23 protein-coding genes and 1 pseudogene are annotated in these 22,047 nt (G+C 67.8%); 9 read left to right on the forward strand and 15 right to left on the reverse strand.

Features of this window, described 5'->3' with window-relative positions:
* The 9 genes from IU459_RS17345 (at position 1) to IU459_RS17385 (ending at position 7,725) form a co-directional block, all read left to right on the forward strand.
* Positions 1-1,158 (forward strand): ferredoxin reductase, encoded by a 1,158-nt coding sequence (locus IU459_RS17345; RefSeq protein WP_195130581.1) that lies wholly within the window; start codon positions 1-3, stop codon positions 1,156-1,158.
* 45 nt (positions 1,159-1,203) lie between these two features.
* Positions 1,204-2,658 carry a fatty acid desaturase gene (locus IU459_RS17350; RefSeq protein WP_195130582.1) on the forward strand — a complete coding sequence of 485 codons (1,455 nt, stop codon included), beginning with the start codon at positions 1,204-1,206 and terminating at the stop codon, positions 2,656-2,658.
* A gap of 99 nt (positions 2,659-2,757) precedes the next feature.
* Positions 2,758-4,017, forward strand: coding sequence for a fatty acid desaturase family protein (locus tag IU459_RS17355; protein WP_195130583.1), 1,260 nt, complete (start codon positions 2,758-2,760; stop codon positions 4,015-4,017).
* A gap of 222 nt (positions 4,018-4,239) precedes the next feature.
* Positions 4,240-4,860 (forward strand): 5,6-dimethylbenzimidazole synthase, encoded by a 621-nt coding sequence (bluB, locus tag IU459_RS17360; protein WP_195130726.1) that lies wholly within the window; start codon positions 4,240-4,242, stop codon positions 4,858-4,860.
* A gap of 108 nt (positions 4,861-4,968) precedes the next feature.
* Positions 4,969-5,142, forward strand: a complete 174-nt coding sequence (locus IU459_RS17365) for a hypothetical protein (protein WP_195130584.1) — start codon at positions 4,969-4,971, stop codon at positions 5,140-5,142.
* Positions 5,143-5,484: 342 nt separating this feature from the next.
* On the forward strand, positions 5,485-6,189 hold the full coding sequence (locus IU459_RS17370) for a helix-turn-helix domain-containing protein (protein ID WP_195130585.1): 705 nt from the start codon (positions 5,485-5,487) through the stop codon (positions 6,187-6,189).
* Positions 6,190-6,199: 10 nt separating this feature from the next.
* Positions 6,200-6,637: a hypothetical protein gene (locus tag IU459_RS17375; protein WP_195130586.1), complete on the forward strand. Its 438-nt coding sequence runs from the start codon at positions 6,200-6,202 to the stop codon at positions 6,635-6,637.
* A gap of 105 nt (positions 6,638-6,742) precedes the next feature.
* Positions 6,743-7,273 (forward strand): hypothetical protein, encoded by a 531-nt coding sequence (locus IU459_RS17380; RefSeq protein WP_195130587.1) that lies wholly within the window; start codon positions 6,743-6,745, stop codon positions 7,271-7,273.
* Positions 7,270-7,725, forward strand: coding sequence for a hypothetical protein (locus IU459_RS17385; protein WP_195130588.1), 456 nt, complete (start codon positions 7,270-7,272; stop codon positions 7,723-7,725). The genes IU459_RS17380 and IU459_RS17385 overlap by 4 nt, the downstream gene beginning before the upstream one ends.
* On the opposite strand, the gene hpf is transcribed toward IU459_RS17385, so the two are convergent.
* The 15 genes and pseudogenes from hpf to IU459_RS17460 all read right to left on the reverse strand — a co-directional run bounded on the left by hpf (position 7,701) and on the right by IU459_RS17460 (position 22,041).
* Positions 7,701-8,327 (reverse strand): ribosome hibernation-promoting factor, HPF/YfiA family, encoded by a 627-nt coding sequence (gene hpf, locus IU459_RS17390; protein ID WP_195130727.1) that lies wholly within the window; start codon positions 8,325-8,327, stop codon positions 7,701-7,703. The two genes, IU459_RS17385 and hpf, sit on opposite strands and share 25 nt — an antisense overlap.
* Before the next feature lie 289 nt (positions 8,328-8,616).
* On the reverse strand, positions 8,617-9,261 hold the full coding sequence (locus IU459_RS17395; protein WP_195130589.1) for a ComF family protein: 645 nt from the start codon (positions 9,259-9,261) through the stop codon (positions 8,617-8,619).
* Between the two features lie 221 nt (positions 9,262-9,482).
* A complete protein-coding gene (gene lpqB / locus IU459_RS17400; RefSeq protein WP_195130590.1) occupies positions 9,483-11,312 on the reverse strand; it encodes an MtrAB system accessory lipoprotein LpqB in 1,830 nt (609 codons plus the stop codon).
* A 523-nt stretch (positions 11,313-11,835) separates the two neighbouring features.
* Positions 11,836-13,384, reverse strand: a pseudogene (mtrB, locus tag IU459_RS17405) (MtrAB system histidine kinase MtrB); the annotation flags it as partial.
* 120 nt (positions 13,385-13,504) lie between these two features.
* Positions 13,505-14,182 (reverse strand): MtrAB system response regulator MtrA, encoded by a 678-nt coding sequence (gene mtrA, locus IU459_RS17410; RefSeq protein ID WP_040781845.1) that lies wholly within the window; start codon positions 14,180-14,182, stop codon positions 13,505-13,507.
* A gap of 78 nt (positions 14,183-14,260) precedes the next feature.
* Entirely contained in the window at positions 14,261-14,908 is a 648-nt protein-coding gene (locus tag IU459_RS17415) for a dTMP kinase (RefSeq protein WP_195130591.1), read from the reverse strand.
* Positions 14,909-15,065: 157 nt separating this feature from the next.
* Entirely contained in the window at positions 15,066-15,413 is a 348-nt protein-coding gene (locus IU459_RS17420; protein ID WP_195130592.1) for a hypothetical protein, read from the reverse strand.
* Complete coding sequence (locus IU459_RS17425) at positions 15,406-15,885, reverse strand: hypothetical protein (RefSeq protein WP_195130593.1); 480 nt, start codon at positions 15,883-15,885, stop codon at positions 15,406-15,408. Before IU459_RS17425 ends, IU459_RS17420 begins: the two co-directional genes overlap by 8 nt.
* Positions 15,886-16,102: 217 nt before the next feature.
* On the reverse strand, positions 16,103-17,587 hold the full coding sequence (gene ahcY, locus IU459_RS17430) for an adenosylhomocysteinase (RefSeq protein WP_195130594.1): 1,485 nt from the start codon (positions 17,585-17,587) through the stop codon (positions 16,103-16,105).
* Positions 17,588-17,735: 148 nt separating this feature from the next.
* Entirely contained in the window at positions 17,736-18,872 is a 1,137-nt protein-coding gene (locus tag IU459_RS17435) for an alkane 1-monooxygenase (protein WP_324198909.1), read from the reverse strand.
* A gap of 205 nt (positions 18,873-19,077) precedes the next feature.
* Positions 19,078-19,698, reverse strand: coding sequence for a TetR/AcrR family transcriptional regulator (locus IU459_RS17440; protein WP_195130596.1), 621 nt, complete (start codon positions 19,696-19,698; stop codon positions 19,078-19,080).
* A 40-nt stretch (positions 19,699-19,738) separates the two neighbouring features.
* Entirely contained in the window at positions 19,739-19,921 is a 183-nt protein-coding gene (locus IU459_RS17445) for a rubredoxin (RefSeq protein WP_195130597.1), read from the reverse strand.
* Complete coding sequence (locus tag IU459_RS17450; protein WP_195130598.1) at positions 19,918-20,091, reverse strand: rubredoxin; 174 nt, start codon at positions 20,089-20,091, stop codon at positions 19,918-19,920. The genes IU459_RS17445 and IU459_RS17450 overlap by 4 nt, the downstream gene beginning before the upstream one ends.
* Entirely contained in the window at positions 20,088-21,341 is a 1,254-nt protein-coding gene (locus IU459_RS17455; RefSeq protein ID WP_195130599.1) for an alkane 1-monooxygenase, read from the reverse strand. The genes IU459_RS17450 and IU459_RS17455 overlap by 4 nt, the downstream gene beginning before the upstream one ends.
* 181 nt (positions 21,342-21,522) lie before the next feature.
* Positions 21,523-22,041, reverse strand: coding sequence for an NUDIX hydrolase (locus IU459_RS17460; RefSeq protein ID WP_195130600.1), 519 nt, complete (start codon positions 22,039-22,041; stop codon positions 21,523-21,525).
* Positions 22,042-22,047: the final 6 nt, after the last annotated feature.

Below are 22,047 nucleotides of genomic sequence, written 5' to 3' on the forward strand. Positions count from 1 at the left end.
ATGGGTTCGAAAATTGGGGGCTTCTCGGTGCGAGGTGTTCGTGCGTGGCTGGAGGCGCCCGCCGCGAGTGTCGCCGAGCGCGGCGGCAAGCTGAACATGCTGCGCGGCGCCGTGGCGCGGGTGACCACCCCGCTGCTGCCGGATGACTACCTGCATCTGGCCAACCCGCTGTGGTCGGCGCGCGAGCTGCGCGGACGCATCGTGGAGGTCCGCAAGGAAACCGCCGACTCGGCCACGCTGGTGATCCAGCCGGGCTGGGGCTTCGACTTCACCTACCAACCCGGCCAGTACATCGGTATCGGCATCCTGGTCGACGGACGGTGGCATTGGCGCTCCTACTCGCTGACCTGCCCGCCGGACTGGTCCGCGCCGGAGCACGGCGGCAAGCGGCTGATCTCGATCGCGGTGAAAGCGATGCCGGAGGGTTTCCTGTCCAGCCACCTGGTCAGCGGGGTTCCGGTCGGCACCATCGTCCGGCTGGCCGCCCCGAAGGGTGGATTCGTGCTGCCGTACCCGCCGCCGGAGAAGGTGCTGTTCCTCACCGCGGGCAGCGGTATCACCCCGGTGATGTCCATGCTGCGCGCGATGGACCGCCGCGAGGTCTTCACCGATGTGGCGCATCTGCATTCGGCACGCACCGCCGACGACGTGATGTTCGGCGATGAGCTGCGCGACCTGCACGATCGCAATCCGGGTTTCCGCACCCACCTGCATCTCACCGCGGAACGCGGCAAGTTCGCGCTCACCGATCTGGACACCGAGTTCCCCGACTGGCGCGAGCGGCACACCTGGGCGTGCGGGCCGGCCGGAATGCTCGACGAGATCGAGAAGCACTGGCGCGACGCGGGCCGGTCGGACCGGCTGCACGTGGAGCGGTTCGAGATCGAGCGCTCCGCGGTCGGCGCGGGCGGCACGGTCACCTTCGGCAAGACCGGACGCACCGCGGAGGTGGACGGCGCGACCAGCCTGCTGGAGGCAGGCGAGTCGGTCGGCGTGCAGATGCCGTTCGGCTGCCGGATGGGCATCTGTCAGACCTGCGTCGTCACCGTCAGTTCCGGCCATGTGCGCGATCTGCGCAACGGCGACGAGCGCCGCGAGGGCGACAAGGTGCAGACCTGCGTCTCCGCCGCCGCGGGCGATTGCACTCTGGACATTTAGCCCGGCAGGTACCCTCGATCTGGATCGAGTAGGGAAAGGACCCCGGTGGCCATCACCGATATCAAGGCGTTCGCTCACCTCACGGCGACCGACATCGAGACCCTGGGGCAGGAACTGGATTCCGTCCGGCGCTCGGTGGAGTCGTCCCGCGGCGAGCGCGACGCCAAGTACATCCGGCGCACGATCGCGGCGCAGCGCGGTCTGGAGGTCGCAGCCCGCGCCGTGCTCTTCGGCAGTCGCAACCGTTGGGCATGGCTGACCGGAACCGCGCTGCTGTCGGTCGCCAAGATCATCGAGAATATGGAGCTCGGGCACAACGTCGGCCACGGGCAATGGGACTGGATGAACGACCCGGAGATCCACTCCAGCTCCTGGGAGTGGGACATGACGGGTCCCTCCTCGCAGTGGCGCCGCGCGCACAACTACTCCCACCACACCTACACCAATGTCCTGGGCAAGGACGAGGATCTCGGCTTCGGCATCCTGCGGATGACCCGCGACGAGCCGTGGCGTCCGATCCACCTGGTGCAGCCGTTGGCGAACCTGCTGCTGGCCGCGACCTTCGAGTGGGGCATCGCGCTGCACGACTGGGGCATCGAAAAGGAGCTGGCGGGCACGCCGCGCTGGCAGCTGGCCTCGGAGCCGAACAAGGAGTTCGGCCGCAAGATCTGCCGTCAGGTGGCCAAGGACTTCCTGATCTACCCCGCGCTCACCGGGCCTGCGTTCAAGCAGACGCTGAAGGCCAACGCGGCGGCGAACCTGGTGCGCAACCTATGGGCGTACGCGGTGATCTTCTGCGGCCACTTCCCCGACGGCGCGGAGAAGTTCACCATCGAGCAGCTGGAGGACGAGACCAGCGGCGAGTGGTATCTGCGCCAGATGCTCGGCAGCGCCAATTTCAAAGCCGGTCCCGCCATGGCGTTCATGAGCGGCAACCTCTGCTACCAGATCGAGCACCATCTGTTCCCGGATCTGCCGAGCAACCGCTACCCCGAGATCGCGGTGCGGGTTCGCGAGCTGTGCGACAAGTACGACCTGCCCTACACCACCGGCTCGCTGGGCAAACAGTATCTGCTCGCCTTCCGCACCATCCACAAGCTGGCGCTGCCGGACCGGTTCCTCAAGGCGACCGCCGACAACGCCCCGGAGACCTCCTCGGAACGCAAGTTCGCGGGCATCACGCTGCCGTCGCTGGGTGGCGTGACACTGCCGGGCGCGGAGTCCACGCACTGGCTGCGCGTCGATCCGGAGACCGGCAAGCGCCGCGGCCTGCGTTCAGCGCTGCACGAGGCGAAAGTGGTGCTCCAGGAGAAGGCGCGGCAGGAGAAAGAGATGCTGCGCGAGGCCAAGGCGGCACTGAAGGAGAAGGCCGAGCACGAGCGGCAGCTCCTGCGCGAGGCCAAGCTCGCGCTCCAGGAAAGAGCCCGCCAGGAACAGGCGGCGCTGCGCGAAAAAGCCAAGCGGGACAAGCCTTTTCGACTTCGCCGAAAGGGGCGTTAATTTAGCATCCCGCCCCGCGGATCGCAATAGGGGATTTGCCACACCTTTGCCGCCGAGTCAGCAACCTACGGTCTCGTAACTTACGGTAAAGTAACCCGCATGGCGATCTCCGATGTCAAGGAATACGCGCACCTCACCGAGGCCGACGTGGAAGCACTCGGTGCCGAGTTCGACGCGATCCGACGGGAAATCGAGGCGTCGCGCGGTGCGCGCGACGCGAAGTACATCCGCAATGTCATCCGGCTGCAGAGAGTGCTCGAGATCAGCGGCCGGGCGGTGCTGTTCGCCAGCCCCGTCCGGGCCGCCTGGCTGGCCGGCGTCGCCCTGCTCGGCACCGCCAAGATCATCGAGAACATGGAGATCGGGCACAACGTCATGCACGGGCAGTGGGACTGGATGAACGATCCGGAGATCCACTCCAGCTCGTGGGAATGGGACAACACGGGTGCGGCCAAGCACTGGAAGCACACGCACAACTACCTGCACCACAAGTACACCAACGTGCTCGGCATGGACGACGACATCGGCTACGGCCTGCTGCGGGTGACTCGCGACCAGCGCTGGAAGCCGTTCAATCTGGGCAATCCGGTCTACAACCTGGTGCTGCAGCTGTTCTTCGAGTACGGCGTGGCCATCCAGCACCTGGAGTTGGGCAAGCTGGCGGCGGGGCGGTACAAACCGGGCACTCCCGAGCGCGCCGAGTTCGAGCGCAAGCGCAGCGAGGCGCTCACCAAGATGGGCAAGCAGATCCTCAAGGACTACGTGGTCTTCCCGGCGCTCACCGGTCCCGCGTTCTTCTCCACGCTGACCGCGAACCTGGCCGCCAACGCGGTCCGCAACGTGTGGTCCAACGCGGTGATCTTCTGCGGGCACTTCCCCGACGGCGCGGAGAAGTTCACCAAGGCCGATATCGACGGCGAGACGAAGGGCCAGTGGTACCTGCGCCAGATGCTGGGCAGCGCCAATATCTCCGGCGGCCCGGTCATGCACTTCATGACCGGCAATCTGAGCCACCAGATCGAGCACCACCTGTTCCCCGACCTGCCGAGCAACCGGTACGCCGACATCGCCGTGCGGGTGCGCGAGCTGGCCGACAAGTACGACCTGCCCTACACCACCGGCTCGCTGCCGGTGCAGTACTTCAAGGCGTGGCGGACCATTCTCAAGCTGTCGCTGCCGAACAAGTACCTGAGCGCCACCGCCGACGACGCCCCGGAAACCGCCTCGGAGCGCAAATTCCGCGGCCGCACCAGCGCCACGGTCGACCCGGTGACCGGCAAGCGCCGTGGACTGCGCACGGCGCTCGCCCAGGGTCGCCGGCGGTTCACCCGGCGCTCCCCCACCGCTGCGCGTCGGTAGGCCGTACTAGTCGGGGGTGACGCGGGATTTGCGTGCAGGTCCCGTGTTGGTGCAGCTGGGGTTCTGGGCGTACCCGGGGCGTTATGGGGGCCTCTGTCCGGTTGACTTGCGCCGCAGTCGGTCCCAGCGGGTGCCGCGGCAGGGCTCGGAGGCGACTTCGGACGACGCGGTGTGCGCCGGCGGTCGCGAGTTTGGTTGACTCGGGCGGTGCATGCTGAGGTGCTGAGCGTCTACGAGGCCATCCGGCGTCGCCGTGACGTGCGCGCGGAGTTCACCGGCGAGATCGTGGACGACACCACGCTGTGGCGGCTGCTCGACGCCGCACACCGCGCGCCGAGCGTCGGCAACTCGCAGCCGTGGGACTTCGTGCTCGTCCGCGAGCAGGCGACCTTGCGCAAGTTCGCCGAGCACGTCGCGCAGCGGCGCGTCGAGTTCCGGGACGCGCTGCCACCGGAGCGCGCGGCGACTTTCGAGCCGATCAAGATCGAAGGCATCCTGGAGAGCGGCACCGGCATCGTGGTCTGCTACGACCACGGCCGAGGCGGACCGCAGGTGCTCGGGCGGGCGACGGTGCCCGAAACCGGCGTCTATTCGGCGGTTCTCGCGATACAGAACTTCTGGCTGGCCGCCACGGCCGAGGGCGTCGGCGTCGGCTGGGTGTCGTTCTACGACCCCGATTTCCTCGCCGACCTGATCGACCTCCCCGAGGGCATCCGCCCGGTCGCCTGGCTCTGCGTCGGTCCGGTCGACGAATTCCAGGACATTCCTGATCTGGAGCGCTTCGGCTGGCGCGCCGGACGGCCGCTGACGGACGCGGTGCATCACGAAACCTACCGCGGCTGAGCCCGCGGTTGGTTCATGGTTCAATCGCACGCCGACTGGGTACGAAGAGGACGAAACTGCTTCTGACGCAGTCTTCTTCGTTCGCGGTGTTTCCAGGAGGTTTGTGCAATGGCCAATGTCGATGCTGTTCGCCTATCGAACGAGCTGGGCATCGATCTGGCACAGGCGATGTTGCGCCTGCGCCGGGAGGGCATTCCCGGCGAGACCAAGCACCAGACCTGCCTGCGGATCATCGCCGACGAAGGACGCCATCGGCGGCCGGGCACTCCGAGCAGGCCCTGAACCCGCGCTCCGCTGATCGTCTCGGCATGCCCGGCCACCGACGCGGTGGCCGGGCACGGTATCCGCTGCGAGGGAAGAGAATGTTCACCGTCGGCCCCCTTCGCCGACGGTGAACCTCGGCGCAGCGACGATCCCCTCCACCGCCGCTACCGGTCTGCCACGCGCCGTTGCGCGACAGACCGGACGCCCATCCCGGCGAACGCCCCTGCTCGTCCCGGAACCCGGCGCACGGCCGCCCCTCCGGGCCTCAGCGCAAAAGTACCGTACCAACTTTCGACGGATTTTCCAAACTCTTTCTATTTGTTTGCCTCCAGCCTGCTAGCGGCTTACCATGGACCCACTATGCATAGCCCTTCGGAGCTGTCGCGGCAGAAGAGATTCGGGCGAATCATCAAGGAACGCCGGGACGAGCTCGGCCTCACCCAGCTACAGATCGGCGACCTCGGGGGACCTTCGGCGCCGACCATCCGGAAGATCGAAGACGGCGAGGCGACGATCAGCGTGCACACGCTGAACAAGCTCGACGCGCCGCTGCGATGGCTGCCGGGCAGCGCCGCGCGCACCTACGCGGGCGGAACCCCCGCCGACGACGAACCGGCCGGCACCTCCCAGGGCGAAGGCAAGTCGGTGGTGGCCGGACCCGACGCGATCCGATTCGACATCGCCGACCTCACCGGGCTGCTCGCGGCTTCCGGCCGGCTCAACGACGTCGTCGAGCACGGCCGTACCGCAGACCCACAGGTGGTGGCGGCGATCGCCGAACTCAATCGGGTGGTTTCCAAGCTGTCCGCGCGCTACGCGACCGCGATGCTCGAACGCAATGGCGGCCCGGGCAGGCAACTGCATCCGCTGGTCGAGATGGCCTTCGCGCACTTACTCGCGGTGCCGGCGGAGGCCAGTGACGCCACCGAACTACAGGAACGCCGGTACCGCCGCTGGCTGGCCGGCCGATCGGAGGATCTCGATGCGGCGACCGAAGCCCAATTCCGCGCACGCTGGCTGGCGGCGAACATGGCGACGACCGCGGTTCGAAACGGCGGCGACTGAGGGGACGAACATGACCGACGACGGGCCGGACGGCGCCGCTCCAACCCTGAGCCACAAGATCAATCGGCTGTTCGCCGTGGTGCACCCGCGATCGGCCCCGGAGCGCAGCACCGCGTCCGTCGCCGCGCAGGTCAGCGAATTCCTCGGGCGCGAGGTGGAGGCCGGTTACCTGACCAGCCTGCGCGGCGGCGAATTCGACCACGAGAATCGCGGGCGCACGCTCGATGTCGAGATCTTGGTCGCGGTGGCGCGCAGCTTCGGTGTGTCCGCCGACTACCTCCTCACCAGCGGCCCCGCCGCCGCGGCGATCGATCGGGAGCTCGAACTGCTCGCGACCATGCGGGACGCGAACGTCGCCAGCATCGCGCTGCGCGGTTCCAACGTCGACCAATCGATGCTGGCCAAGATCATCCAGAGCACGTCGGGCGCCGCGCCGCCGAGCCGGTAAAATGTTTGCCTACATGGGCCCATGGGCGAGCGCAGCGCGCAGCGCGCATGCCGGAGCCGAGCGTCAGCGACGCGCAGGCATGAGCTTTCGTAGGAGACCGATCGCATGGCCATCCAGGCCCGGTTCCGGAGCTTGACACGGGACCTACCCATTCCCCACCCATGGGATTTGTCCACTTACCTCGACGACGTCGCGGCGTACCGCGGCCGGAGCATCAGCTTGCTGCCGATCGACACCGCGCTGCTCGCCGGCACCGGTTGCGGCACGGGCAGCGGCCTGTGGATCGCCAAGCAGGACAGCGACGTCATCGTCTACGGGGCCGACACCACCGAATGGCACGCCGAGCACATCATCGTGCACGAGCTGGGGCACATGCTGCTGGGACACGGCCCGGAGCAGTCCGATCCGGACGACGACGAGCCGTCCGCGAGCACGCCGACCGTGGCCGCGATCGCCGAGCTGCTGCCCTCGATCTCGCCGGAGTCCATCGCCCACGTGCTCGGACGCACCGATTACGGCACGCTGCGTGAGCGCGACGCGGAAACCTTCGCCGACATGGTGATGCTGCACGCCATGCGCCCCCCGCGCCGCGACTCGCTGCTGCACCGGACATTCTTCCGCGACCGCAGGCGGTGACCTCGGCGATCCCGGCGCCGATCGCGATACCGCTGATCGCCTTCGTCGCGCTGGTCGCCGTGGGGCGGCTCGTCCTGCTGCGCCACACGGCCGTCGATCGCCTGCACAACCGGGCGATGCTGTGGGGTGTCGCCACGCTGATACTGCTCGAACGCGGCATCGCACCGCAGATCGGCAGTCTGCTGCATCAGCTTTCGATGGGCACGCTGCTGATGGCGGTAGTGAACCTCTACGGTGCCGCGAAGCTGTGGGCCGGCGCCGACTCCGCTACCGCATTGGTCCGGCAGCGGGCGTACGACTCGGCCGGTCTCGCCGCTTCTCGCGCTGGCACGCCGCTGGCCGAGGGCGAAGACGGCGTTCCAACGCAAATCTCCGGGCATCCAGCCGGCGAGCTGAATACCCGGAGAGTCGGGCGAAAACGGTGTCGTCAGGCGAGCCTGATTAGGCCGTAATCGAAGGCGTGACGGCGATAGACCACCGAGGGCCGATCGGTCTCCTTGTCCTGGAACAGGAAGAAGTCGTGACCGACGAGCTCCATCTGATAGAGCGCGTCATCGACGGTCATCGGCGTGGCCGCGTGCACCTTGGTGCGCACGATGTGGCCGGGACCCTCGGCGTAATCCTGCTCCTGCGCTTCCGCACGCTGCTCCTGCGTGGCGCTCGACCCGCTCGGCTGCTCGAACAGCGAATCGTCCACCAGGTCCGCTGTGGCCTGAGCGACGGAGACCGGCGTCTTGTCGCCGTAGTGCACCCGGCGGCGGTCCTTGGTGCGACGCAGCCGGCTCTCCAGCTTCGCCGTCACGGACTCGAACGCGGCGTAGAAGCTGTCCGCGCGGGCCTCCGCCCGGACCACGGGACCTTTTCCGCGCGCGGTGATTTCGACCCGCTGGCAGCTCTTTCGCTGGCGGCGGTTGCGCTCGTGGAACAGCTCCACGTCGAAGAGGAACATGGAGGGATCGAAGCGTTCTAATCGGGAGAGTTTTTCCGCGACGTAAATTCGAAAATGGTCAGGCACCTCCACGTTGCGGCCCTTCACCACAATGTCGGCGCGCATCGCTCGCTGGCGTTCCGCTGGGGGTTGCTCTGGCGCTTCCTGGGTGCCGGAATCCAGCACCGACGGAGCGGGATCTTTCACTGAAGGTCGTGAAGAAGTCGTCACGCGTACCTCCCGGATCTGGCCGCACAGACCGATTCACGTGCGGCGGGATTGAGCAGTGCCGATCGACAATCGCTCGGCACAAGTTGTCCGAGGCGCCACCTCCAAACTCCCGGTTCGGGTGTGTGTTCGCGACGCTAGTACGCCAACCGGCCGATCGCCAGTGTTCACGCAAATTTCCCCCCGGTCACGCAGCGCACGTAACCAGAACGCCACAAGTCAGCAATCCGATCAGTGTCAATGCGCGTACCGCTTCGCGGGCCGTCGCGCCGGTGGTCAGCACGTCGTCGACGATCACCACCTCGGCGTTCGCCGGAACTCCCCGGTCAGCGCCTTGGCCGGGTACGGTGGTGACCCGCCCGTCCAGGTTGCGCGCCCGCTCCGCGGGCGTCAAGCCCACCGAATCGCGCACACCCGGCGCCAGCCGCAACAGGGATACCACTCGGCTATCCGGCAGCCATCGTGCGGCTACCCGCGCCGAACGCAGCACCGGATCGCCGCCTCTGCGCCGTGCCGCCACGGCCCTGCTGGGCGCGGGCACCAGCACCAGGGGCCGCCCGGCCGACCGCAGCTCGGCGAGCCCGCCCGCGAGCGCGGCGCCCATCGGCTCCGCGAGATCCCGCCGCCCGCGTTCCTTCGCCGCGAGCACCGCCCGGCGGGCGGGACCGGCATACGGCCCGAGGGCCCAGCACGGGACTCCCGGATCGGTGCGCGGCCATACCCGCACCGGTGGACCGGCCAGCGCGGCGGTGCACTCGGCGCACCACCCGGAGCCGGGCCGCCCGCAGCCCGCACAGTCGGCGGGCAGGATCAGATCGAGCAGGGTCCGCATCGCCCGAGTGTGCACCCACCCGCCGACAAGTCGATCCATCGCCTGCGGCACCCGAGGGAACACCGACTCCCTTGCTGCAGAACCCTTTCGCCACATTCCCGGCGCCGCAGAACGCGGACAGATCCCGTGCACATTGCATGGGACCCAGCAAGGGCCATGAGCTCATCGCACATCCCCGTCACCCGCCTAGTACGGCCTAAGACCGCAGAGGCGGGCAACGCTCAGCCGGGAAGCACCGGAAGGGCGTTCGCGCCGAGTCCGGGTACTTCGCGCCAATAGGGCTGTCCCTGATCCGGGGCCGGGGCGGTGGTCAGCTCGAGCACCGCGCGCGAGTCGGCGACGTACTGGTGGTCCGGGCTCGCGCTCACCGAGCGGACCGGCGCGGTCAGGTTCTGCGCCGTCAGCGGGGTCGGCTCGGATCCGTCCACCGAGACGGTGCTCACCGGGTCGACATTGCCTTCGCGCGCGATGATGATCGTGTCGGCGTCGAGCCAATCCACCGACACGGCGGCTGTGCTGAGGCCGACGCCAACCGGAATCGCGGAGGTCAAGCTCAACTTTCCATCGGGCTGCGGCACCACGACCGCGACATACACCTTGCCGTCGGCGATCATCGCCGCCCGCACGCCGGAACGGGAGATCCGGAGTTCGGTGATCGGCAGCCGCGGCGCCGTGGCCGACGAGGCCGCCGTCAGCGCCGAGATGTCGACATCCTGCACCGATACGTTTCCGGTTGCGCGGTCATGGACCGCGCGGATGACCCGCCCGCCGTCCAGCACCGCCCATCCCGCGCTGCCGTCGGCGGTCCATGACGGCCGGGTGATGGTGAAGCCTTCGGCGACGGGAAACGCATTGCCGCCGTACGTGCCGACCATCAGTGCGCGCGACGGCTCCCCCGCCGGCCTGCCCGCCTCGGCGACCGCCGCGACCAACTGTCCATCCGGGGACAGCGCCGCCGACTGCAGGTTGTTCACCCGGCCGAAGTAGCCGGGCGTCGGCGCGCTGCCGCCGCTATCGGTCACCTGCACCAATCCCCCGCCGCGCAGGGCGTGCAGACCGACCTGGTTGCGCGTGGACGTGCCGGGATTGAACTGCTGCACGTCCGCGACGCTCCATCCGTTCGCGGCGAACCGCTCGTCCAGCGGTTTGCCGTCGGCGAGCAGCATGTAGGGGCCGAGAATGTCAGCGCCGGAGAGCGTGAGCACCACCTGGGCGGCCAGCGATTCCCGCTCTCGCGGATTCAGCCCCGACGCGCCGGCGAAGTCGAGCTTGACTCCGCCGAGCCCGATACCGACGCCCTCCGGGTCACCGTTGATCTTGGTGATCGTGCCGCGCAGCGCGACCGGCGGCGCCAGCTCGTTGCGCAGCACCGACGCGAGGGCAGGCTGCGGCCCCTCGAGCAGCGAACTCAGCAATCGCTGGGTCAACTGCCCCTTCGGCACCGAGATCCAACGCAGATCCGGGACCGTCGTGTTGCCGCTCGGATCGATGAAGTACAGCGCGTAGCGCCGATATGACTTGAAGAAAGCGGTGGAGTCCATCACCACGCCGTCGGGCAGCTCGTCGATGCGCCACTCGCCGTCGACCTTGGTCAGCTCGATCTTGTTCTCGACGATGACGATGTCGTCGCTCGGGCGATATCCGCCGTCGGCGGCCAGCTCGCCGACCTTGCGCGCGCGGATCTTGTAGGTGGCCTTGTCACCGGAGCGGGATTCCCGCAGCGTGTCGGGTTTCTCCACGATGACTGTGCCCGCCGCGTCATCCCACTGGGTAGAGGCGGCCGGAGTCATGTACTGGCGGGCGGCCAGATGCCGGTTGGCCGGGTCGGCCGTGGCCTGGAGGAAGTCGCGCAGCAGGAGATCGGGATCGCGGTTGGCGACCGGCGGCGGCGGGCCCTCAGGGGTGGGCTCGCGGTTGAGAGTGCCCAGTGCCTCCGGCGCGGACGACTCGGGCAGGCTGGCGCACCCGGTGAGCGGCGACAAGACCACCGCGACCACCGCGACCAGCACGATCAGCCGCCGCATCCGCGCGGACCCGACACGCATTCTCATGACTGCCCGTCCCCGGATTCGCGGGTAGGGCCGCCACCGGCCTGCGCCGACTCGGGCGCCTGCGATCCATTCGGACCGGACGCGGGTGCCTCACCGGATGGGGTGCTCTCGCCCGCTGTCGCCATGTCGCCCGATTCCGCGGCATCTGCCCGCGCCGCCTCCGGTTTCGGGGCCTCGACGCTCACTTCGTCCGTGCGCACACCATCCACTCCGGCAGTGCCCGATTCCGTGCTCACGTCGTCCGTGCGCACACCATCCGCCCCAGCGGTGCCCGACTTCGCATCGTCCGGCCCGGCCTGCGGGCCTACGCTGTCCGCGTGCGCCGCATCCGATCCGGTACTGCTCGGTTCCAGCGTTTCCCGCCCGGCATCGGGTGTCCGCGGGGCACCGGGTCCGGCCACATTCGACTCGGCGGAACCGGCCTTCGCGGTGGACGCCTCCGTGTCCGTGACGGTCGCGCCATCCGCCTCGGCGGCAGCGGGCTCGGCGGGCGGCTCCTCGACCAGTCGCATCGACTTGCGGGCCGGCTCCAGCGGCAGCGGACTCGGGCCGAGCTTCTTGCCGCGCACCAACGGCAACGTCAGGCGGAAGCTCGCGCCGACACCGATCTCGCCCCACGCCTCCAGCTTGCCCTCGTGCAGGTTCGCGTCCTCCACGCTGATCGACAGACCCAGGCCGGTGCCGCCGGAGCGGCGCATCCGGGACGGGTCCGAACGCCAGAACCGGTTGAAGACCAGCTTCTCCTCGCCGGGCCGGAGGCCGACGCCCTGATCGCGCACGACGACGCCGACCGCGTTGGCCTCGACGTCGCCGCGCATGCGCAGCAGCACCGGCTTGCCCTCGCTGTGGTCGATCGCGTTGGCCAGCAGATTGCGCAGCACGCGCTCCACGCGGCGCGGATCGACCTCGGCGACCAGCGGCTCATCCGGCATATCGGTGATCACCTCGACCCCGGCGTCCTTGGCCAGGTGCCGCACGGTGGAGATCGCGGCCCGCGCGCACATCCGCACGTCCAGCGACTCGACCTGGAGTTCGGCGACGCCCGCGTCGTGCCTGCTGATCTCCAGCAGGTCGTTGAGCAGACCCTCGAACCGGTCCAGCTCGTTGACCAGCAGCTCGGCGCTGCGGGCCAGGGCGGGGTCGAGGTCGTCGCTACTGCCGTGGATGAGGTCGGCGGCCATGCGCACGGTGGTCAGCGGGGTGCGCAACTCGTGGCTGACGTCGGAGGTGAACCGGCGCTGCAGGTTGCCGAACTCTTCCAGCTGGGTGATCTGGTTGGACAGGCTCTCGGCCATCTCGTTGAACGCCTGGGCCAGCCGCGCCATGTCGTCCTCGCCGCGCACCAGCATGCGTTCTTTGAGCCTGCCGTCGGCGAATCGGCCCGCGATCCGCGCCGCGGAGCGGATCGGCAGAACCACCTGCCTGGTGACCAGCGCGGTGATCGCGGCGAGCAACACCAGCAGCACGATGCCGCCGACCAGCATGGTGCCGCGCATCAGCGCCAGACTGCGCTCCTCGTTGGCCAGCGGGAAGATCAGGTAGATCTCCAGGGTCGGGATCTCGGCGCTGGGACTGCCGATGATCAGCGCACGGCCGTGGTAGCCCTCCGCGTCGGCGACCGTGGCGAACTGGTAGCTCACCTGGTTGCGCTGCACGAACCGGCGCAGCTCCTCGGGCACCTCCTGGATCGGGCCGGTGGAGATCTGCTGCGGCGGCATGCCGCCGATGACGCTCAGTGCCGTATCGAAAGTCCCTGCCGCACCGGTGGATTGGCCGGTGCCACCGCGGTTGGACAGCGCGTTGCGCGCCTCTTCCAGCCGCTGCGGCTGGCCGCCGAGATCGTGTACGCCGGCCAGCTGGCTTTCCACCGTATGGCGCGCGCGGTCCATCTCCTCGACCGCCGCGTTGATCTTGGCGTCGAGCAGCCGGTCGGTGATCTGACTGGTCAGCACCACGCCGAGGATCGTGATGACGATCAGCGACAGGGTCAGCGTCGACACGATGACGCGCAGCTGCAGGGACCGGCGCCAGAGGTGGCCGAGAGCAACGCCGACCTCTTGGAACCAGGCCACGACCGGTGCCAGCGATCGTTGCAGACGCGCGATCACGCTGGTGAGATCCGCCGCCCGGTCTTGGCGGGGCCCTTCGTGGTCAGCCAAGCTACCGCCTCCGGGCCCGCAACTCGGTCCGGATCACGGCGGTCCGGCCTTGTAACCGACACCGCGGACGGTCAGCACGATCTCCGGGTTCTCCGGATCCTTCTCGACCTTCGCCCGCAGACGCTGCACGTGAACATTCACCAACCGGGTGTCGGCAGCGTGCCGGTAGCCCCAGACCTGCTCCAGCAGGACCTCCCGGGTGAACACCTGGCGCGGCTTGCGGGCCAGCGCGACGAGCAGGTCGAACTCCAGCGGCGTCAGCGAGATCTGCTGGCCGCCCCGGCTGACCTTGTGCGCGGGCACGTCGATCACGATATCCGCGATCGACAGCAGCTCGGCGGGCTCCTCCTCGGTACGGCGCAGCCGGGCACGTACCCGGGCGACGAGTTCCTTCGGCTTGAACGGCTTGACGATGTAATCGTCGGCGCCCGATTCCAGACCCAGCACGACGTCGACCGTGTCGGTCTTGGCCGTGAGCATCACGATCGGAACCCCGGAATCGGCCCGCAGCACGCGGCACACATCGATGCCGTTCATGCCGGGCAGCATCAGGTCCAGCAACACCAAATCGGGGCGGATCTCGCGAACCGCCGCCAGGGCCTGTGTGCCGTCGCCGACCACGTGCGGGTCGAACCCTTCCCCGCGCAGGACGATCGTGAGCATCTCAGCGAGTGCCATATCGTCGTCGACGACCAGAATCTTCGGCTTCATAACTACTATGTTGTCATCTCCCAGGCGAGGATCGGGCCGCCACGCCAACACTGGTGCCAACCTGCGGCACAGCCAACCTTATCGACCAACGATTTCGATGATCCGCGCGGTCAGCGTAGCGGGGCCGTCCTCGGATCGATATGTCCACCACGGCCCATGCCAGCCGTGTTCGGCCAGCTCGCGGTACACCGCACCGGTCCGGTGTTGCAGACCGCCGTCCCGCTCGTAGGCGTCGAGCGCGCGTTCGGCGTCGAGTTCGCCTCGCCTGCGGGCACGCTCGACGGCCAACTCGGTCGGCACGTCCAGCAACACCTGGAGCGCGGGCGCGGGCAGGGCGAATCGGCCGAACTCCAATTCGCCCACCCACCGCACTATTTCGCCGTCGGCCGACTGGCCGAGCCGGGCGGCGGAATAGGCGGCGTTGGAGGCGACGTAGCGGTCGAGAAGCACGATGTCGTTGTCCACCAACAGCTTCGACAGCTCGTCGTGGGCGTCCGCGCGGTCCAGCGCGAACAGCAGCGCCATGCCGTTGACCGAGCGGGCGAGGTCGCCGTGCGCGCCGCGCAGCGCCTCGGCGGCCAGGTCGGCGTGCACCGAGACGCGGTAGCGCGGGAAGGCCATCGTGGCGACGCGCAGCCCGCGACCGCGCAGATCGGCGACCACCTTGTCGATCAGCGTCCGCTTGCCCGCGCCGTCGAGGCCTTCGACCGCTATCAGCACTCCCATGACCAGGCAGAATACCCCGCCAGCTGCCCGCTGCCGACATCGCCTGACCAACGCGGATGCCAACTACTTGCGCCGAGCCACGACCCTGCCGACCGACGGCCGACTGGACCCGGCCGGGCGTCTCTGCCAACCACCTCACAGCGCACAGCTGGTCGGCTCAGTCCAGCGCAACCGCCGTCAGACCGAACTCACCGATCCGGATCACCCCTCGGCCCGCCAGACGCCCCTGCTTGTACATGGCCTCAGCAAGATGGGTCGACAACAAGCTCTTCCACCACTCCCAAGGCGATTGCGGCGAAGCCTCGTAGCCACCCTCACTCACCGTGCGCTGGTAGTACTCGGCAAGCTCCTCTGCGGCGAACTGGATCTCCACCGGAGGTCGAACCAATTCTCCGGCGCGGCGCTCGATCCACAGCGAGCCGTTTCGTTCGACGATGCCGAGATCCCAATCCCGGCCGGCCTCGATGATCGATCTCACCAGATCAGCGAGGGTAGGGTCAGACACGACAACCACCTCCGGGATATGCGGTGACAATGTTCCCCGTTGCGGTGTTCACAATAACCGTCGGCTGGGCCGTGGCCTCAATCGTGCCACGGACCTTGTTGACCAAGTAGATCTGGCCGGAGTAGCAGTGCCTGTCACTCCCGACGGAGCGTTGAACGTCGGGGTTGCTCATCGACTTCGCAATGGCCATGTCGGCGATATCGCGCCAGTTCCGTCCCTCGATATCGGCAAGCCGTTGCCAATCGTTCAGATGTGAACCCTGGATATGCCGGAAACCCCAACCCCTATTGCCGCACCGCAATGTGCCCATGCTGTAGGTGGCAACCACCTTGTCTTCCGGCGTGCTGATGCCGCACGCACCCCACACCTGCTGGGCTGACGCGGTGGGAGCAGTCGCTACAGCACCACCGGTGGCCAGACCGGCCAGCAGCACTACAATGCTCGCGCCAATTGGCCCTGGGTTGCACTTCATCTCGGATTCCCCCTCCGGTTGCGCACTAAATACGCGGTATCGCAGTGCGCCCCATGGTTAGTGGAGGTGCACTCCCCAAGCAGAAGCCTATTCAATCCAGCGGGCCCAACGCAAGAGGCCGTCGCCGAGTCGAACTCCGCGGATGTAGTGCCCGATTCAGGAAAAACAAAGGCCGCTGGCACCTTTCGGTGCTAGCGGCCTCCGGGAGCTCTGCGCCTCAGTAGCGGTAGTGATCCGGCTTGAACGGGCCCTCCACGTCCACGCCGATGTACTCGGCCTGGTCCTTGGTGAGCTTGGTCAGCTCGCCGCCGAGCGCCTCGACGTGGATGCGAGCGACCTTCTCATCCAAGTGCTTCGGCAGGCGGTAGACCTCGTTGTCGTACTCCTCGGGCTTGGTCCACAGCTCGATCTGCGCGATCACCTGGTTGGAGAAGCTGTTCGACATCACGAACGACGGATGCCCGGTCGCGTTGCCGAGGTTCAGCAGACGCCCCTCCGACAGCACCAGGATCGAACGGCCGCTCTCCTTGAACGTCCACAGGTCGACCTGCGGCTTGATGTTCAGTTTCGTTGCGCCGCAGCGCTCCAGCGCGGCCATGTCGATCTCGTTGTCGAAGTGACCGATGTTGCCCAGGATGGCCTGGTCCTTCATCGCCTTCATGTGGTCGAGGGTGATGATGTCCTTGTTGCCGGTGGCGGTGATGACGATGTCGGCCTCGCCGATCGCCTTCTCCACGGTCACCACGTCGTAGCCGTCCATCAGCGCCTGCAGCGCGTTGATCGGGTCGATCTCGGTGACCTGCACCCGGGCGCCCTGTCCGGCAAGCGATTCCGCGCAGCCCTTGCCGACATCGCCGTAGCCGCAGATCAATACCTTCTTGCCGCCGATGAGCACGTCGGTGCCGCGGTTGATGCCGTCGATCAGCGAGTGGCGGGTGCCGTACTTGTTGTCGAACTTGCTCTTGGTGACCGAGTCGTTGACGTTGATCGCCGGGAAGACCAGCTCGCCCGCCGCCGCGAACTGGTAGAGCCGCAGCACGCCGGTGGTGGTCTCCTCGGTGACGCCGCGGACCGATGCGGCGATCCTGCCCCACTTGCCGCGGTCGGTCTCGAACCGCTCGCGCAGCAGGTTCAAGAACACCTTGTACTCGGCCGAGTGGTCGGCGTCCTCCGGCGGCACCACGCCCGCCTTCTCGAACTGCGCGCCGCGCAGCACGAGCATGGTGGCGTCGCCGCCGTCGTCGAGGATCATGTTGGCCGGCTCGTCCGGCCAGGTGAGCATCTGCTCGGCGGCCCACCAGTACTCCTCCAGGGTCTCGCCCTTCCAGGCGAACACCGGGGTGCCCTTGGGCTCGTCGACGGTGCCGTGCGGGCCGACGACCACGGCGGCCGCCGCGTGGTCCTGGGTGGAGAAGATGTTGCACGAGGCCCAGCGCACCTGCGCGCCCAGCGCCGTGAGGGTCTCGATCAGCACCGCGGTCTGCACCGTCATGTGCAGCGAGCCGGAGATGCGCGCGCCCTGCAGCGGCCGCACCTCGGCGTACTCACGGCGCAGCGCCATCAGACCGGGCATCTCGTGTTCGGCGAGACGGATCTCCTTGCGGCCGAAGTCGGCCAGCGACAGATCCGCCACCTTGTAGTCGATGCCGCCTCGGACATCGGCGGTCAACGACGTGCGTGCGGGAAGTTCTGAGGTGGTCATCAGCCTCTCCTGGTTCGGCAAGTACCGAGGCAAGGCTAGTCGCTCGCGACCGCGAGCGGACCACGCGGCTGCCTCTGCTCCGCTCGGCCCGGCGTGGCCTGCCGCCGGTCTTCGTCCGACCGAGCCGTCTACGCGGCCGTCTCGGCCTTTACGCGATCACCCCGCGGGCGGCCAGGATCCGGCGCCGTTTGCGCGGCTGGATGTTCGCCAGCGTGAGGTCGCCGCCGTAGTGGGCGAGGACGCGCTTGTCCATCACCCACCGCCACAGCGGCGGAACGGCGGCGAACACGATCATGGTGGCGTACCCGGCCGGCAGTTGCGGGGCCTGCTCGGAGCTGCGCAGCGTCTGGTAGCGACGGCCCGGGTTGGCGTGGTGATCGCTGTGGCGCTGCAGGTGGAACAGGAAGATGTTGGTGACCAGGTGGTCGCTGTTCCAGCTGTCCCGCGGCGAGCAGCGAGCGTACATGCCGTTCGGTCGGCGAGCACGCAGCAAACCGTAGTGCTCGACGTAGTTCACCGTCTCCAGCAGGCCGATGCCGATCACCGCCTGCAACGCCAGCCAGGGCAGCACCTGGTAGCCGAACGCCGCGACCAGGGCGCCGAACAGCACCACCGTCATCGACCACGCCTGCAGGATGTGGTTGTCGACGCTCCACCAGCCCTTGCCCTTGCGGGCGAGACGCTCGCGCTCCAGGGCGATCGCCGAACGGAAGCTCCCGGAGACGCTGCGCGGCAGGAATTCCCACAGCGACTCCCCCAGCCTGCCGCTGGCCGGGTCCTCCGGCGTCGCCACGCGCACATGGTGGCCGCGGTTGTGCTCGACGAAGAAGTGCCCGTACCCGGACTGGGCGAGGGCGATCTTGGCCAGCCAGCGTTCCATCCGCTCGACCCGGTGCCCGAGTTCGTGGGCGGCGTTGATGCCGATGCCACTGACGAAACCCAGGGTGGCGGCCAAGCCGAGCTTGTCGACCACGCTCAGCTCGTCACCGGCCCACATGTAGCTCGCGATCACCAGCCCGACCAGCTGCACCGGCAGCATCAGATAGGTGCACCACCGGTAGTACCTATCGTTGGACAGCAGCTCGTAGTGCTCGTCCTTGGGGTTGTTGCCGTCCACGCCGATTGCCCAGTCCAGCACCGGAATCACGATCAGCACGATGATCGGGCCGATCCACCAGAACACCTCCACACCGGTGTGGAGCACAAGCTGCGACGGCAGCAAAGCCGACGATGGCGCGAGCAAGCCGAGAACCCACAGATGGCGTTTGGGATCGGGCGATCCCACCGGATTGCCAACCGTTTGCACTTTTGCCCCATCTCGATGAAGACACGAAACTCCGACGACCCGACCCGCCTGAGAATACTTGCAGACTTGCCGTTTGTTACACACCGGTTGGCGGTGAAACGTGTCGGCGATTACAAGCCGTGCAGTCGGTTTTCAAGTCGCCGCGCAGATGCTGAGGCGTCGCGAGCCGGTTGCCCGCGCCCGCTCAGCTCTGCACCCGCGCGGCGAGGATCGCCTCCACGTAAGGACTCAGCAGCGCGCTCAGCTCCGCGGGCACGTCCCGCCCCGGCTCCGGCGGAGTGGGGATGTAGCTGAGGGCGATCCGCACCAGCGCGTGCGCGATCACGTCCGACTCGGCCGCCGTCGCCGCCACCCAGCTGTGCTGGAAGGCGAGCGCCAGCCGCTCGGTCGCGTGCTCGAGCAACGGCCCGGCATCGAGCGTGATCAGCCGCAGCAGATCCAGCTTCACCTCGCCCGCGACCAGCGACTGGACCAGGGGGTCGGCGGCCGCGTCGACGAAGAAGTTGGCCATGCCGTCGCGGAAGGCGGCGCGGGCGTCACCGACGTTTCCGTTGATCGCCGCGTCCACGTGATCGACCAGGTCGTCGGCCAGGCGCAGGGCGTAGGCCTGGGTGAGCCCGCTGCGCGAGCCGAACTCGTTGTAGAGCGTCTGCCTGCTCACGCCAGCCCTGGCCGCGACGTCACCGAGCGTGATCTTGGACCAGTCCCGCTCGGTGAGCAGCTGGCGCATCGCGTCCAGGACCGACGTCCGCAGCAGTTCCCGCGCGGCCTCCTGGTAGGGAGTCCTGGTTCCGTTGCGCGGCATACTCGCGACACTGTCACGGGGAACTGCCGCAGTCAAAATCTCACGACCGTTCGATTTCGACCATGAAGAAGTCCGCCTTGGCGGCGCCGCAGTCCGGACAGGTCCAGTCGTCGGGGATGTCGTCCCAGCGGGTGCCCGGCGCGATGCCGTCCTCCGGCCAGCCCTTGGCCTCGTCGTATTCGAAGCCGCACTGAATGCACTGATAGAGCTTGTAGTCACTCATTTGCTCACCCCTGTCAATTCGAAGTCGATCTTCTCCCGCACGCCGCAGTCCGGGCAGCACCAGTCGTCCGGCACCGTCTCCCACCGGGTGCCCGGCGGGAATCCCTCGTGCGGCGCGCCTTTCGCCTCGTCGAAGACGTAGTCGCAGACGGGGCAGCGGTACGAGCTCATGCGCCCCCACCTCCGGCGACTCCATCTCGGACGCCGTAGCGCGCGAGCACCTTATCCCGCTTGCCCGGGTCGATGTTGGCGCGGGTGATGTCGCCGTCGTAGTGCGCGAGCACGCGCTTGTCCATGACGCGGCGCCACAGCGGAGGGAAGTAGGCCAGCAGGATCATGCTGGCGTAACCGCTCGGCAGGTTCGGCGCACCGTCCCAGCTGCGCAGCGTCTGGTAGCGGCGGGTCGGGTAGGCGTGATGATCGCTGTGCCGCTGCAGGTGGTACAGGAAGATGTTGGTGACGATGTGGTCGCTGTTCCAGCTGTGCACCGGAGCCGGCCGCTCGTACCGTCCGCTCGCCGTGCGCTGGCGCACCAAGCCGTAGTGCTCCAGGTAGTTCACCGCCTCCAGCAGGCTGAAGCCGACCACGGCCTGCAGGATCAGATACGGCAGCAGCTCGATGCCGAACACCGCCAGCAGCGCCGCGTACAGCACGGCCGACATCAGCCAGGCGCTGAGCACCTCGTTGCGCAGGCTCCACGGTTTCGCGCCGAGCCGCTCCAGGCGGACCTTCTCCAGATGCCAGGACGACTTCAGGCTGCCCCACACAGTGCGCGGCCAGAACGCCCAGAACGTCTCGCCCACCCGGGAACTGGCCGGATCCTCCGGCGTCGCTACGCGGACATGGTGGCCGCGGTTGTGCTCGATGTAGAAGTGCCCGTAGAACGACTGGGCCAGCGCGATGCGGGAGAGCCAGCGTTCCAGGTCCACCTTCTTGTGGCCGAGTTCGTGCGCGGTATTGATGCCGATGCCACCGATCATGCCCACGGTGATCGCCAGGCCGATCTTGTCCACCACGTGCAACCCGCCGTCGATGCCGAGCCAGCTCACGTCGTTCGCGGTGATCAGGTAGGCGCCCATCAGCAGCACGGCGTACTGGAACGGCAGGTACAGGTAGGTGAGGTAGCGGTAGTACCTGTCGTTCTCCAGGTACTCCATCACCTCATCCGGCGGGTTCGAGCCGTCCGGCCCGAAGCAGATGTCGGCGATCGGAATCAGCACGTAGACCAGGATCGGCCCGAGCCAGAAGGGCACATGCGCGAGGCGATGCCAGCCGATTTCGTTCAACGCCCAGATGAGCGGAAGCCCGATCGTGAACAGGCCCGTAGGGGCGAACAACCCCCACAGCCACAAATAGCGTTTGCGGTCGCGCCAAGCCGGTACCTCGACCGGCCGCACGGCACTGTCGGCGTTCGTCGACATCGTTGTCTCCATTCCACAAGGACACGTCACATGTGACGTGCATTACCTCTCACAGTGGACGATAGACGGTCATTTGTCGCCTGTCTAGACAAATCAGACAATTTGTAAACCCCGATGGGGCGCGAAACGACAAAGCCCCGACCGGATGGGGCATCCGGCCGGGGCTCCAGCGCTGGGAGGGTCAGCGCAACAGAACGTCGGCGTCGGCGGGCAACGCGTCCACTGGCCACCAGCGCAGATCGGTGGATTCGTGACTCCGCACCGGGACCGCGCCCGCGGGAGCGGTGATACGGAACAGGAGGTCGAGGTGCCGGGTGGGCACCCCCAGCGAGCACTTGATCGGATGCGCCTGGGCGCCATACAGACCCGGCTCCAGCCGCAGACCCGCGATGCCCGACTCCTCGGTCGCTTCGCGCAGCGCGGCGGCCGCGACGGTGTCGTCGCGCTCCTCGCAATGGCCGCCGAGCTGGATCCAACGGCCGACGCGTGGATGCAGGGTGAGCAGCACCTCGCGACCGTCCGCGGAGAAGACCACCGCGGAGGCGGTGATGTGGCCCGGCGCGTGTTCGCGCAGGCAGCCGCGCGGAGCCGAGCCGAGGAACGCCAGCATCGCCTCGCGCAGCGACCGATCGGAATCGGCTGCCGGACACCAGGATTCGAGCAGCGCGGTCGCCGAGGCGTGCAGGGATTCCGCGCTCACCGGCCG

The sequence above is a fragment of the Nocardia amamiensis genome (genome assembly GCF_015477605.1).
Lineage (GTDB): Bacteria > Actinomycetota > Actinomycetes > Mycobacteriales > Mycobacteriaceae > Nocardia > Nocardia amamiensis_A.